This is a genomic window from Nocardia sp. KT25-26, from assembly GCF_056627695.1.
Genome location: NZ_CM152813.1, coordinates 3,574,853 through 3,588,939, shown reverse-complemented (window position 1 = coordinate 3,588,939; position 14,087 = coordinate 3,574,853). Strand labels below are relative to the sequence as shown.

The 14,087-nt window shown below is 69.0% G+C and carries 12 protein-coding genes; 6 read left to right on the top strand and 6 right to left on the bottom strand.

Translation table 11 applies throughout. The annotated features are described in order from the left end of the window. Window positions 1–198: 198 nt before the first annotated feature. The 4 genes from AC1HFH_RS16360 to AC1HFH_RS16345 form a co-directional block, all read right to left on the bottom strand. Window positions 199–558 carry a DUF3703 domain-containing protein gene (locus tag AC1HFH_RS16360; protein ID WP_480243643.1) on the bottom strand — a complete coding sequence of 120 codons (360 nt, stop codon included), beginning with the start codon at window positions 556–558 and terminating at the stop codon, window positions 199–201. Window positions 559–630: 72 nt separating this feature from the next. Beyond that, window positions 631–1,404 carry a helix-turn-helix domain-containing protein gene (locus AC1HFH_RS16355; RefSeq protein WP_480243642.1) on the bottom strand — a complete coding sequence of 258 codons (774 nt, stop codon included), beginning with the start codon at window positions 1,402–1,404 and terminating at the stop codon, window positions 631–633. After that, entirely contained in the window at window positions 1,371–2,744 is a 1,374-nt protein-coding gene (locus AC1HFH_RS16350) for an Nramp family divalent metal transporter (RefSeq protein WP_480243641.1), read from the bottom strand. The genes AC1HFH_RS16355 and AC1HFH_RS16350 overlap by 34 nt, the downstream gene beginning before the upstream one ends. A gap of 74 nt (window positions 2,745–2,818) precedes the next feature. Next, window positions 2,819–3,847, bottom strand: coding sequence for an AraC family transcriptional regulator (locus AC1HFH_RS16345; protein WP_480243640.1), 1,029 nt, complete (start codon window positions 3,845–3,847; stop codon window positions 2,819–2,821). Between the two features lie 499 nt (window positions 3,848–4,346). Here AC1HFH_RS16345 and AC1HFH_RS16340 point away from each other — a divergent pair, with 499 nt between their 5' ends. From AC1HFH_RS16340 to AC1HFH_RS16315, 6 genes are all read left to right on the top strand, one after another. Then, entirely contained in the window at window positions 4,347–5,537 is a 1,191-nt protein-coding gene (locus tag AC1HFH_RS16340; protein WP_480243639.1) for a lipid-transfer protein, read from the top strand. Window positions 5,538–5,569: 32 nt separating this feature from the next. Next, complete coding sequence (locus AC1HFH_RS16335) at window positions 5,570–6,010, top strand: type II toxin-antitoxin system Rv0910 family toxin (RefSeq protein WP_480243638.1); 441 nt, start codon at window positions 5,570–5,572, stop codon at window positions 6,008–6,010. Then, complete coding sequence (locus AC1HFH_RS16330; RefSeq protein WP_480243637.1) at window positions 6,007–6,888, top strand: MaoC/PaaZ C-terminal domain-containing protein; 882 nt, start codon at window positions 6,007–6,009, stop codon at window positions 6,886–6,888. Before AC1HFH_RS16335 ends, AC1HFH_RS16330 begins: the two co-directional genes overlap by 4 nt. Window positions 6,889–6,917: 29 nt before the next feature. Beyond that, window positions 6,918–7,796, top strand: coding sequence for an SDR family oxidoreductase (locus AC1HFH_RS16325; RefSeq protein ID WP_480243636.1), 879 nt, complete (start codon window positions 6,918–6,920; stop codon window positions 7,794–7,796). Between the two features lies 1 nt (window position 7,797). After that, entirely contained in the window at window positions 7,798–10,002 is a 2,205-nt protein-coding gene (locus tag AC1HFH_RS16320) for an acyl-CoA dehydrogenase family protein (protein ID WP_480243635.1), read from the top strand. 99 nt (window positions 10,003–10,101) lie between these two features. Next, the gene (locus AC1HFH_RS16315; protein ID WP_480243634.1) at window positions 10,102–10,803 is read left to right on the top strand and encodes a TetR/AcrR family transcriptional regulator; all 702 of its coding nucleotides are present in this window, start codon (window positions 10,102–10,104) and stop codon (window positions 10,801–10,803) included. Between the two features lie 9 nt (window positions 10,804–10,812). Here AC1HFH_RS16315 and AC1HFH_RS16310 read toward each other — a convergent pair whose 3' ends face one another. Beyond that, window positions 10,813–12,237, bottom strand: a complete 1,425-nt coding sequence (locus tag AC1HFH_RS16310) for a sugar porter family MFS transporter (RefSeq protein WP_480243633.1) — start codon at window positions 12,235–12,237, stop codon at window positions 10,813–10,815. 181 nt (window positions 12,238–12,418) lie between these two features. Then, entirely contained in the window at window positions 12,419–14,044 is a 1,626-nt protein-coding gene (locus AC1HFH_RS16305; protein WP_480243632.1) for a GMC oxidoreductase, read from the bottom strand. Between the last annotated feature and the right edge of the window lie 43 nt (window positions 14,045–14,087).

Below are 14,087 nucleotides of genomic sequence, written 5' to 3'. Positions count from 1 at the left end.
ACGGGTTCGCGGTAGGGGCGGCACTGCGGCCGTCGTCGCGTCCGGGGCGGGGAGGTCGTGCGGGAGGGGCCCGGCGTTCGTGGCTGTGTAACGCGTACGCCCGGAACGGCGAGCGCAGCTCGCCGATCTCGTGGGAACCGGCTGGGGCGGTGCGACGATGCCGGTCGGCCCACTCGCTCGATGCTCGGTCCGGCGGCGTCACGGTGCGGTCCTCGCATCCGCGGCCAGGATCGCGGCGAGATCGTCGGGGAGCGGCATCGGCGTCAATGCGCCGATGGATGCCCGCCCGTTGTTTCCGATCGGCGCCCGGCCGATCGCGGACACGACGCCGCCCAGCGCCAGCCGTGTGATCTGGCCGAGGGCTTCCCGGCGGTCGCGGCAGTGCAGTGCGAGCCGGAGCATCGCCCAGTGCGCCCGGGTGTGCGGCCAGGCCCACTGCTGCGAAAGAATGTGGGCGCGTTCGAGTGCATGCCACATCTCGTCGATGTCGGTGGCCTGCTGCGCATGGCGCAGTTCGGCTTCGAATGCGGATCGGACGGTGGCAGGCATGCGGGACATGGAACCTCCTGAGCTGTCGTGCCTGCGTACCAGCGTGGCAGGAGGTGTCCGGCCCCGGCTTGAACAAACCTGCTACGAAGAATCGGCCTCGTCCACCCAGTGCAGCCGCCCGAAATCCGAGGGTGCCGCGCCGAACATGCTGTGGCAGGCCCGGTTCAGATGGGCGCTGTCGGCGAACCCGGCGCCGTGGGCCGCCTCGGTGAGCGGCCGGCCGGCGGCGACCAGCCGGATCGCCTGCTGCATCCGCAGCCAGCGCACGTACGCCCGGAACGGAAGTCCGACCTCGGCGGAGAACAGGTGCGCGAACCGGCTGTGGGACAGCCGCACCCGCCGGGCGACGTCGGCGAGCCGCACCGGGCCGTCGGCCACCAGGCCGGGCAGTTCCGCCCGCGCCTGCCGGACGGCCGGATGCCCGTCGGTGCGTACGGGTTCGGCCAGACCCGCAACGATCGCCGTCGTCGCCTCGCCATCGGCGCCGAGCAACGTCCCGTTGCGGACCCAGGCATCGACCGTGTCACCCGGGTCGGGGCACAGGGTCGGCGCGATCACGGCCTCCGGCGCCACGTGGACCACCGTCGATGCGGCTGCACCCCGCACCACGCGGTGGCCGGTGTCGGGCGGGATGACCACGGAGCGGCAGCTCGCCGTCGCTCCGTGGCCGTCGCCGATACAGAAGGTGGACTCGCTCGTCAGCACCTGCACGGTGTGGTGGGCATGCAGCGCCGTCGTCCCGACATCGCCGGTCAGTACCATCAATCCGGGCCGCAGCAGCCCGGTCCCCGCCCAGTCGTTCACGCCGTGGTCGCCGGTACTCAGACCAGGCCGATCGTCTGCGGTACCAGCCATGCCGTGAGGCCGGTGAGGACCAGCAGGCTCACCCAGCTCCAGGCGGTGACGAAGCGGCCGGGCCGGTAGCGCCGGGGAATGAACTTCAGGGCCACGTACAGGTTCAGTGCGAACAGGATCGGGCCGATGGCGAAACCGACGGTGGCGGCGGCCGGGACCAGGAAGGCCGGGTCGGGCAGGACGGTCAGCGCGACCGCGACGCACAGGACCATTACGCCCATCCAGCCGAGCATGGCCGAGCGTTCGCTCCACCAGGGGCGCTCGGGCCGCGGTGGCAGTACCTTCACCGCGGCGGCGGCGAAGGCCCGGGGGAAGCCGTCGAAGCAGATGATCACCGTGGACAGCAGGGCAGCGAAGGCCCCGGCCAGGAACACGGGGTACATCCAGGACCCGACCGTATCGGTGAAGATGTTCGACACGACCACGATGGTGCGGGCCCCGGCCGGCTTCTCGTCCAGGTCGAACAGTACGGCGGCGCCGAGCATCAGGTACATGGTCGCGATCACCCAGGACGCGATGTGCCCGAGCCGGAAGTCGTACAGGGCGGCGCGGAACCAGCCGTCGGCATAGGCGCGGTACCGTTCGGGGACCTCGCGCACCGCATCCGGTCCCAGCGCTTCGCGGATGCGGACCATGCCGTCGCCCTTGTTCCGGATCCACAGCGACCCCCATACCCCGACGGTGAGGTCGGTGGGCATCCACCCGAGCAGGGCCGCGATCAGCACCGCCGACCCGGCCGGCACCGTGACCAGGACGAGCTCGCGGTAGGCCGCGGCCGGGACGTCGGCGCCGGCGAACGCCACCACGGTGGCCAGCACCAGCACCACCGCCAGGGCCTTGTTCACCACCTCCAGTCCGCGATAGCGCCCGGACAACAGCAGCCCGATGACCAGCAGCGACAGCAGCAATCCGTACAGCAGCAGGTATCCGGCGCCGAACACCGCCCACAGCACGGCCGCGGCGGCCGCCACGATGGCGCCGATGGCGGTGCCGGACACGATGACGGTCGCCGCCATGGTCACCCAGACGGCCCAGTTCCTCGGTCCGGGAATCCGGGCGTAGGCATCGACCACCGATTCGCCGGTCGCGGCCGTGTAGCGCATGGCGAGCTCGAATCCCTGCCATTTACACAGGAACGCGAGGGGCAATACCCACAGCAGCGCGTATCCGAAATGCGCACCCGCCAGCGGCGCGGTGACGAGGTGACTGGTCCCGACCCCGGCCATCGCGACCAGCAGGCCGGGGCCGAGGTAGCGGAAGGCGCGGAGGCTGCGCAGGTCGGGTGGATCGGCGGCGGCGCGGTCGAGCGCACGTACCGCATCGGTCGGCTGGGCGGTCATAGTTCACTTTCGGGTAGGCAAACGCAGGGAAGGTACCCGATCGCGGCCGGTCGATCCACCCGGCGCCGCCCCGGTCAGCCATCGATGCGGCGCTCCTGCCGGAAGGCGCGGGGGCCCATCCCCTTCCAGCGGCGGAAGGCGTGCGAGAAGCCCGACACCTCGGCGTAGCCCAGGCGGTGGGCCACCTCGGTGACCGGCAGCCGATGGACGAGCAGCATCTCCTCGGCCAGGCGTTCGCGCACCTCGTCCACCAGGGCGCGGTAGGTCGTGCCCTCGGCGGCGAGACGGTGGCGCAGCGTGCGTTCGCTCATATGTAGTTCGGTGGCGAGCGTAGCGGCATCGCCGAACGCGGGCAGCCGTTCCAGGAGCAGATCGCGGATCCGGCCGGCGAGCCCGCTGCGCGCCCGGCGGCGCTCCAGGAGCTCCCGGCAGTGCGCGAGCACGACGGCGGCGGTCTGTTCGTTGGCCTGCGGCAGCGGTAGCTCGAGCACCCGGTGGTCGAAGGCTACCGAGGTGTGCGGTGTATCGAAGTCCGGGGTGGTACCGAATAGCTCCGTATAGATCGGCAGCCGGTCGGCCGGCGGCGGCGGGAAGGCGAAGCCCAGCTGCCGAATGGCGATGGGGTCGGCCAGCAGGTCCCGGCGCAGGACCTGGATCGCCGCCGCATCACGTTCGACGACGAAGCGCTGCAGTTCGGCAGCGATACCGGGTGCCTCGAGGATCAGGTGGGTCTCGTCGCCGCGGTGCCGCAGGGTGATCGTGCTGAAGGCGAAGGTCAGCTCGATGAACTGCAATCCGGTCCGGATGGCCGAACCGAGGGTGGGGCTGCTGATGAGCGCGAACCCCCACATCCCGTAGGCGCTGAGGCGGAACCGGCTCCCGGCCTCGACGCCGAGGCCGGGTGGTGCCCCGAGCCGGGCCACCAGGTTGGCGATCACGGCCAGTTCGGCGTCTGCCCCGATCTCGGCCGCGGGATCGGTCAGGCGCTGTTCGGTGAGGCCGGTGCCCTGCAGGCATTCTTCGGACGTGATCCCGTAGGCACGGCCGAGGTGCACGGTGAGCAGTGCCCCCATCGGAGTGCGCGGAATATCCCAGTGGACCACGGTGGACCAAACTACCCGGTCACGCAGGCCGCGGACCGGGGCTCGGCGCGCCGACCGGGGGTGGCGCCACAGCCGGACGGTCCGGACCTGCGGCATGGGCGGCCCGGCGAACCACACAACCAAGTAAGTGGGACACATGTCCCGAAAAATTGATGTGGTGTCGCGCGGTGTATTCGGTCGCTGAGGGGTGGTCCGAGCGGCTCCGTCGCAGTCGTCTCGGAATCGGGGCATCGAGGCTGCCGATGTCCTGCCTCGATATCCAACCGACTTGACGGAGGCCTCGTCTCGGAGTGGGTAGCAGTGCGGATCTGTGCGGCGACGACGTTCGTGCCGGTGGTGTGGCCGGGGATGCGGGCAACAGCCTCAGGGTGTTCGAACTCCGGGGATCGGCGAAGTTGGATCGACGAGTGATCGGCTATTGACTTGGACGTCATGTCCAACATAGATTGCTGATACACGGAGTCCCACATAGATGGACGAGTTGCACAGGAGCTCTGGTATGGCACAGAAGGTGTTCGTCGTCGGCGTCGGCATGACGAAGTTCGAGAAGCCGGGCGCCCGGGAGTGGGATTACCCGGATATGGCGCGGGAAGCGGGAACGAAGGCACTGGCGGATGCCGGGATCGACTACGACCGGATCGGACAGGCCTATGTCGGGTACGTCTACGGCGAATCGACGTCCGGTCAGCGGGCGGTCTACGAACTGGGGTTGTCCGGTATCCCGGTGGTGAACGTCAACAACAACTGCTCCACCGGATCGACGGCGTTGTTCCTGGCGGCACAGGCGGTGCGCGGCGGCACCGTGGACTGCGCGCTCGCGCTCGGTTTCGAGAAGATGCAGAAGGGTTCGCTCGGTTCGACATTCGACGACCGCGAACAGCCGATGATGCGGCACCTGATGGCACTCGCCGAACTGCACGAATTCGCGATGCCACCCGCGCCGTACATGTTCGGGGCGGCCGGCGTGGAGCATATGCAGAAGTACGGCACCACCGCCGAACAGTTCGCGAAGATCGGGGTGAAGAACCACCGGCATTCGATGAACAACCCCTACGCCCAGTTCCAGGACGAGTACAGCCTCGACGAGGTGCTCGCCGCCAAGCCGATCTACGGGCCGCTGACGAAACTGCAGTGCTCGCCGACCTCCGACGGCGCCGGTGCCGTCGTCGTGGCGAACGAAGCATTCGTCGACGCACACGATCTCGCCGATCGTGCGGTGGAGATCGTCGGCCAGGCGATGGTCACCGACCTGGCGTCGACCTTCGACACCGAGAGCGCGATCAACCTGGTCGGCGCCGATATGACCCGGACCGCGGCGCGGCAGGTGTACGAGCAGGCCGGGATCGCGCCCGAGGACATCGACGTGATCGAACTGCACGACTGCTTCTCCACCAACGAACTGCTGACCTACGAAGCACTCGGCCTGTGCGCCCCGGGGGAGGGCGGCAAGCTCGTCGACGACGACGCCACCACCTACGGCGGCCGCTGGGTGGTGAACCCGTCCGGCGGGCTCATCTCCAAGGGGCACCCACTCGGCGCCACCGGCCTGGCCCAGTGCAGCGAACTCACCTGGCAGTTGCGCGGCCGCGCGGATGCGCGCCAGGTCGAGGGCGCTCGGCTCGCGCTGCAGCACAACATCGGCCTCGGCGGTGCGGTGGTCGTCACCGCCTACCGCCCGGCCGTCCGCTGACCCGACCACCACCCACTCATCAGGAGAGTCCCATGGCAACTGTTTCCGTTTCCACCGAACTGCCCGTCGCGCCCGAGAAGGCGTGGAGCATGCTCAGCGACCTCGACGGCTGGGAGAACTGGCTGACCATCCACCAGGGCTGGCGCAGCGAACTGCCCGCCGAACTCGCCGCGGGCAGCCGGTTCATCGAGGTCGTATCGGTGATGAATATGGCAAACAAGATCGAATGGACCGTGGCCGAGGTCGAACCCAACAAGTTCCTGCGGATCACCGGCACCGGGATGGCCGGAGTCACCGTCGAATTCGTGCTCAAGGTGGAACCCACCGACACCGGCTCGGCGGCCGTGTTCGATGCCGAGTTCAAGGGCACGATGATCGTCGGGCCGATCGGCAAGGCAGTCGCCAAGCACTGCGACGCCGATCTGCGCGCCTCGATGGACAAGTTCGGCGAGCTCGTCGCCGCCGCATCGTGACCACTTCGGAGCGCGACGCCGAGGCCGTCGTCTTCGACGATTCCGGCCTCGGCGTCTGGACCGACGAGGAACGGTTCACGGTCACCGCCGAACGCATCGCGGAATACGCGGCGGCGACCAACGACCCGATCGCCCGCCATCGCAACGGCGAGGTCGCGCCGCCGGTGTTCGCGGTGGTGCCGGTGTTCTCCTCGATGGCGCCGGCGGCGTTGTCGGTGGCGCCGGTCGAACTGCTGATGAAGCTGGTACACGGGGAACAGGACTTCCGCTTCCACCGGCCGATCCGGCCCGGCGACGAACTGGTGGTGCGGGCGAAACCGATCGGCTACCGCGGACAATCGAACGGTTCCACGGTCACCGTCTACGCCGAAACCCGGGATGCGGCCGGCGAGTTGGTCAACGAGCAGTGGCTCACCGCCTTCTTCCGCAAGGTCGACGCCGGGAAGACGGTCGGTGAGCAGGCGCCGGGGCACCGGATCGAAGCCGAACGCGACAACGACCCGGTCGCCGAGGTCGTCGCCCGTATCGACGCCGACCAGACCTTCCGGTACGCACCGGCATCCGGCGACCCGATGCCGATCCACCTCGACGACGAGATCGCCCGGATGGCGGGGCTGCCCGGCATCATCAACCACGGCCTGTGCACCATGGCCTTCACCTCGTGGGCCGCCCTCACCGAACTGGGTGGCGCCGAGACCGAGCGGCTGCGGCGGCTCGCGGTGCGGTTCGCGAAACCGGTCCTGCCCGGACAGGACATCACCACCACCTTTCGGCCCACCGACGGCCCCGCTGACGGGGTGGCCGCCTACGTCTTCGAAACCGAAGCGGACGGCGCGATCGCCATCACCGACGGCCGGGTCGAACTCGCCGTCGGGTGAGTCGAACATCAACGAGGAGTACCGAATCCATGGGAAAGCTGGATAATCGCGTCGCGATCGTCACCGGCGCGGGTCGCGGCATCGGCCGCGAGCATGCGCTGCTGTTCGCCCGGGAGGGTGCCCGGGTGGTCGTCAACGATCGCGGTGGTGCCAACGACGGCAGCGGCGCCGATGCCGGACCGGCTCAGCAGGTGGTCGACGAGATTCGCGCCGCCGGTGGCACCGCGGTCGCCAATACCGACGACGTCTCCTCCTGGAAGGGCGCGGAATGGCTGATCGAGCAGGCCGTCGGTGAGTTCGGCCGGCTGGACGTGCTGGTGAACAATGCGGGCATCCTGCGCGACGCCTTCATCGCCGGTATGGACGAATCCCAATGGGATGCCGTCCTCGCCGTCCACCTCAAAGGGCACGCCGCCTGCCTGCGGCATGCCGCCGCCTACTGGAAGGCGCAGACCAAGGCCGGAACGCCGGTGCAGGCCTCGGTGATCAACACCGCCTCCGCCTCGGGCACCTTCATGCCGAATGCCGGCCAGAGCAATTACGGCGCGGCCAAGGCCGGGATCGCGGCGCTGACCCAGGTGGCCGCCGACGAGCTGGATCGGTACGGGGTGCGGGTCAATGCGATCGCGCCCATCGCGCGGACCCGGCTCACCCTGGCGACCCCCGGCATGAGCGCGCTGTTCGCCGCGGAAGTCCCCGAGGGCGAATTCGATCCGTTCGCCCCGGCCAACATTTCGCCGCTGGTGGCCCATCTCGCCACGGCCGACTGCACCCTGACCGGAAAGGTGTTCGCCGTCCAGGGTGGTGCGATCACCGAACTGGCCGGCTGGCACGACGTGCGCACTGTGGAGACCGACGGCCCCTGGACCATCGACGACGTGGCGAAGCAGCTCGGCGAGGGGAACTGATATGGCGCACCACGGATATGACCTCGGGGTCGGGCTGAACGAGGACCATCGGGCACTTGCCGAGTCGGTGCGCGGGCTGGCGGAACGCGAGATCACCGCCGAGCTGCTGCGGGGCGCGGTCGAAGCTGCCGAGCCCCGGACCCCGGAATTCTGGCCGGCCCTGGTCGGCCAGGATCTGCTGAACCTGCACCTGCCCGAGGAGTACGGCGGTCAGGACGCCGGGCTGCTGACCCTGGCGGTGGCCCTGGAAGCCCTGGGCCGTTCGGTGTATTCGGGACCGTTCGTGCCGAGCGTGCTCACGTCCGCGGTACTGGCGGCCGCCGGTGGTCCCGCCGCGGCCCGGTTGACTCCCGGGCTCGGCGACGGAACCCGGCTGGGCGCGGTCGCGCTGTCCGGGAGCTGTTCCGGTGTCGCCGACGGCGACACGCTGGTGCTGTCCGGTGCGGTGGACGGAGTGCTCGGTGGAACGCACGCCGATGTCTTCGTCGTGGCCGCGACGACGGCGCAGGCGACCCGCTGGGTGGTTCTCGACCGGGACGAGATCGCGGTGACCTCCCAGGACGGTATCGACGTGCTCCGCGGTTCGGTGCGCATCGATGTCTCCGGCGTGACCGTCCCGGCGGAACGGATTCTCGACATCACCGCGGAACGGGTGCAGTCGGTGGCCGCGGTGATCCTGGGCGGCGAACAGGTCGGCGTGATGTCCTGGTGCGTCTCGACCGCCGCCGAATACGCCAACACCCGGATCCAATTCGGCCGCCCGATCGGGCAGTTCCAGGGCGTCAAGCACAAATGTGCCCAGATGGGCATCGCCCTGGAGAAGGCCCGCGCGGTGCTGTGGGATGCGGCGACCGCCCTCGACCGCGCCGATGACACCGCCGATTATGCGGCCGCCGTGGCCGCCCTGCTCGTGCCGGACGCTGCGGTGACGGTCGCCCAGGACTGTATCCAGGTGCACGGCGGCATCGGCTTCACCTGGGAACACGATGCGCACCTGTACTACCGGCGCGCCCTGGCCGACCGGGCGGTCCAGGGCGGGCACGCCGAACGGGCGGCGGCCGTGGCCGGCCACGCGCTGAACGGGCGGGAGCTGCCGACCGAGCTCGAGCTGCCGCCGGAAGCAGAGACGATCCGGGCGGCAGTGCGTGCCGAACTGGCGCCGATCGCAGCGGTCACCGACGAGGACGAGCAGCTGATCGCGCTCGGCGACGGCGGCTGGGTGCAACCGCACCTGCCCCGGCCGTACGGCCGGGGTGCGGCGCCGCTGGAACAGATCGTGATCGCCGAGGAGATCAAGGCCGCCGGGATCGCGATGCCGCAACTGCTGATGGGCACCTGGGCGGTACAGGCCGTCGTCGGGCACGGCACCGAGCAGCAGAAGCAGGAGCTGGCGGTGCCGACCCTGCGCGGTGAGCTGGTCTGGTGCCAGCTGTTCAGCGAGCCGGGTGCCGGATCGGATCTCGCCTCGCTGAGCACCAAGGCGGTGCGGGTCGACGGTGGCTGGCGGATCAGCGGCCAGAAGATCTGGACCACGGTCGCGCAGTTCGCCGACTGGGCGATGCTGATCGCCCGCACCGACCCGGACAAGCCGAAGCATCAGGGCATCACCTATTTCGTCCTCGATATGAGCTCCCCGGGGATCACGGTGCGGCCGCTGCGCGAAATGACCGGTTCGGCACTGTTCAACGAGGTGTTCCTCGACGATGTGTTCATCCCGGACGAGAATGTGGTCGGGGCGGTCGACGACGGCTGGCGGGTGGCCCGCACCACCCTGGCCGGCGAGCGGGTGGCGCTGAGCCAGAAGATGGCGGCCTACGCCACCGAGACCGACCTGCTGCGCTTCGCCGTCGGCCGGGACCTGTCGCCGGTGGCGCGGGCCCGGGTCGGCGAACTGATCGCCGAGAGCCGCGCCGTCGACGTGATCGGCGCCCGGGTGGTACTGAAACAGCTGTCCGGCAGCGATATCAGCACCACCTCGAGTGTCGGCAAGCTGCTCGGAATGGCGCTGGGGCAGGCTATCTCGGAGTTCGTCGTCGCCGAGCTCGGCGTCGCCGGCGTGGTGTCGGTGCCCGGTGAACGCAGCGACCACGCGATGGAGCAACTGATCGCGGGCCGGGCCACCACCATCTACGGCGGCACCACCGAGGTACAGCTCAACGTGATCGGTGAACGCATGCTCGGGCTGCCCCGGGACGCGGCAGCGTAGGCGTCGCGGGTCCGTGCCGGGCCCGGTCCGGCCCGGCATGCGGCACCGATATAGTCGACAGCTGGAAAACTGCTGATAGGACGGCCGAATGGAGCGAACGTGACCGGGGAGTCCGCCGACGGGCGGTCCAGCCGCTGGGACCGGCACCGTGCCGATCGCCGGGAACGCGTCCTGGCGGTCGCGCTGGAGGCGGTCCAGGAAGGCGGGCCCGATGTCGGCGTCCAGGAGATCGCCGACCGGGCCGGCGTCCCCCGGTCGGTGGTGTACCGGCTGTTCAAGGATCGCCGGGACCTCGACGAACAGGTGCGGGCGCGAATCGTCGAAGAGCTGATGGCCGAACTGGCGCCGACACTGAATCCGCAGGGCACCATCGCCGAGGCGATCGCCCGTTCCGTCGACGCCTACATCGGGTGGATCGCGGCGAATCCCCGGCTGCACCACTTCCTCGGCACGGGCTCGGCGAGCCATCCGGCGCGCAACACCCCGGTCGTCACCGGTACCCGGACCGCCATCGCGGTCCGGGTGACCGAGGTCTTCGAGGCGGTGATGCAGGCTCAGGGCGCCGATGCGCGCACCGCCGAGTCCATGGCGTTCGGCCTGGTCGGATTCGTGGACGGCAGCGTGAACCGCTGGCTGACCCGGTCGATGCAACCGCTGACCGCGGCCGAACTGTCCGCCTATCTGCAGGAGGCGATCTGGGCGGTGATCGACGGCGGGTTGCGCCGCGCCGGGGTGATGCTCAATCCGCTCACCCAGATCGGTGACCTGGTTCCGGCGGCCGACGCCACGGCGGGCACCTGACCGTCGTGGTCAGCCCATCTGTTCGAGGGTCTTGCCCTTCGTCTCGGGGACGAACCGGAGGACGAACGGTATCGACAGGGCCGCGAACGCCGCGTAGATCATGTAGGAGCCGGACAGGTTCCAGTCGGACAGGGTCGGGAAGCTCGCGGTGATCAGCCAGTTGGTCAGCCACTGCGCCGAGGCGGCGAGCCCGAGCGCGGCCGCCCGGATCCGGTTCGGGAACATCTCGCCCAGCATCACCCACACGACGACGCCCCAGGACATCGCGAAGAAGAAGACGAACGAATGCGCCCCGATGAGCGCCACCAGGGCCTGCGTATCGGGCAGCCGGATATCGTCGCCGGAGCCCTCCTTGAATGAGAAAGCCCAGGCAGCGGTGCCGAGGGACAGCGCCATTCCGGTCGAGCCGATCAGCGTGAGGGGCTTGCGCCCGATCCGGTCGACCAGCGCCATCGCCACCACCGTGCCGACGATATTGATGATCGACGTGGTGAACGAATAGAAGAACGAGCTCTCCGGGTCGATGCCGACGGACTGCCACAGCGAGGAGCTGTAGTAGAAGATGACGTTGATCCCGACCAGCTGCTGGAACATCGACAACCCGATGCCCACCCAGACGATCGGTAGCAGCCCGTACCGGCCGCCGAGCAGATCCCGCAGTCGCGGCTTGTGCTCACCACGCATCCGCTCATCGATGCGGTTCACCTCGGCATCCAGATCCGTTCCGGGCGCTTCGATCTCGGCGAGCACCGCCTTGGCGTCGGTGAACCGGCCCTGGGCGACGAGGTAGCGCGGCGACTCGGGCAGCTGCAGCGCGAGCAGGCCGTAGACGAGTGCCGGGACGATTTCGACACCGAGCATGATCTGCCAGGCCTCCAGGCCGAACAGCTCACCGCGCTGGTCGCCGCCCGCGATCGTCAGCAGCCCCCAGTTCACCAGCTGGGAGACCGCGATGCCGAGCACGATCGCGGCCTGCTGGAAGGAGGCCAGCCGGCCGCGATACTGTGCGGGCGCGACCTCGGCGATGTATGCGGGGGCGATCACCGACGCCATACCGATGGCGACGCCGCCGAGAGTGCGCCAGAACGCCAGGTCCCACAGGGAGAACGGCAGCATCGAGCCGAGTGCGCTGACCGCGAACAGGACCGCGGCGATCTGCATGACCCGCGGCCGGCCGATCCGGTCCGCGAGCCGACCGGCGGTCATCGCACCCAGTGCGGCACCGAGCAATGCCACCGCGATGACGGCACCGAGGGTGGCCGATCCGACGTCGAACCGGCCGCGGATACCTTCGACAGCGCCGTTGATGACGGCGCTGTCGTAGCCGAACAGGAACCCGCCCATGGCGGCCGAGGCGGCGAGGAAGACGACGCGGCGGAAGTGCGCCGGGCGGCCTCCCGGGGCCTCCGGTTCGGTGGTGGCGGCATCGGACATGGCATCCTCCTGCACGGGCGCTCGGTGTTTGCCCGGCCTCGGCATTGCTGCCGAGGCGATGAGCGTGCCTGAAGGTTATCGGTCCGGATGCCCGCGGCACGTGCGACTCGGCGGAAGTATGCCGAACTGCCGTCCCGGGTCACCGGTCCGGCCGGTGGGTGCGCACCGGCCGGACGTGGGCTCACAGGTCGTCGGCGATGATCCGCTCGATATTTCGTTCGGCCAGTGCGGTGATCGTCACGAACGGGTTCACACTGGTGTTGCCCGGGATCAGGGCGCCGTCGTTGACATAGAGGCCGGGATAGCCGGGCAGCCGGCCGTAGTTGTCGGTGGCCTCGTCGAGAACGCAGCCACCCAGCGGGTGATAGGTGAAATCGTCGCCCCAGGTCTTGTAGACACCGAACAGGTCGGTGCGATAGATCGTGCCTTCCTTTTTGTTGATCTTGTCGAAGATGCGTTTGGCGGCGTCGATCGAGGGCTGGTTCCAGGAGGTCTGCCAGTCCAGGGTGGCCCGGCCGCTGCCGGAGTCGAAACCGAAGGTGCCACGGTTCGGGTTCTTGGTGATCGCCAGGTACAGGCTCACGTAGGTTTCCAGCCCGGCCGGGAAGGGAGCGACCTCGGCGAAGGCCGGGCCATCGCTGTCGTTCCAGTTGTCGATGCCCAGGCACGGCATGCCCGACTGCAGGGTGCCGGTGCCGTCCCACATGTGATTGGCCCGGCCCACCATCACATTGCCGTTGTTGCCCCAGTTGGCGCCGACAGTGTCGGGCAGGTCGGGGAGTTGGCCGCCGGCCTTCATCGCCACCAGCAGTTTGCTGGTTCCGACACTGCCGGCGGCGAAGAACACCCGTTCCGCGGTGACCGTCTTGGTGGCGACGGGGTTGCCGACGGTGTCCAGTTCGGTCAACGTCACCCGGTACCCGCCCGCGGCCGGACGCACCTCGGTCACCTCGTGCATCGGGGTGATGGTGACCCGCCCGGTGGCCTGGGCCGCCGCGAGGTAGGTCTTGTCCAGGGATCGCTTGCCGTGGTTGTTGCCGTAGATCACCTCGCCGTCGAGCGCCGAACGAGTCACCGTGCCGGCCTGTTCCTTCTTCATGTATTCGAAGTCGTAGACGTTCGGGACGAAGGTGTAGTCGAATCCGGAGCGCTGCGCATGTTTCCGGCCGACCCGGGCGAACTGGTAACAGTCGGCGGATTCGAACCAGTCCTGGTCGATATGGTTCACGCCGAGGCCGGCATTGGCGCGCGGGTAGTACACGTCGTACATCTCGGCGGCATTCACCGTCGGCAGGATCTCCGGGAAGTTCTCCCGTTTCGGGGTGACGGCCATCCCGCCGTTCACGAGCGATCCGCCGCCGACGCCGCGGCCCTGATATACCCGGATGCCGCCGAAGTCCTCGGAATCCAGGATCCCGGTGTACTTCTCGATATCCCGGTTGTAGCTGCCGCCGACGAAATAGCCGATCGGCTGATCGGTGCGGGTGCGCAGCCAGTAGGAGCGGCGATCGGGTTCGGTGACCTTGCAGAAGACCTTGCCGTCCGAACCCGGCTGGGTCCACGACATCCCCATCTCGACGATCGTGACATCGACACCGGCCTCGGCGAGCCGGAGTGCGGTGACCGCGCCGCCGTATCCGCTGCCGATCACCAACGCCGGTACCCGGTCGCCGTCGGCCGGTGCGGCGTGCGCGGCGGGCCGGACCGAGGCCAGGCCACCGGCCGCCAGAGTGAAACCTGTTGCTGCTAGGAAGGTGCGACGCGAAAGGCCGCGATAGGAGTGGTTGCTACCTGCCGGTTTTGTCATCGATTCGCGCAATGTACGAGCTCCCGATTCGAAAGATTCAGGA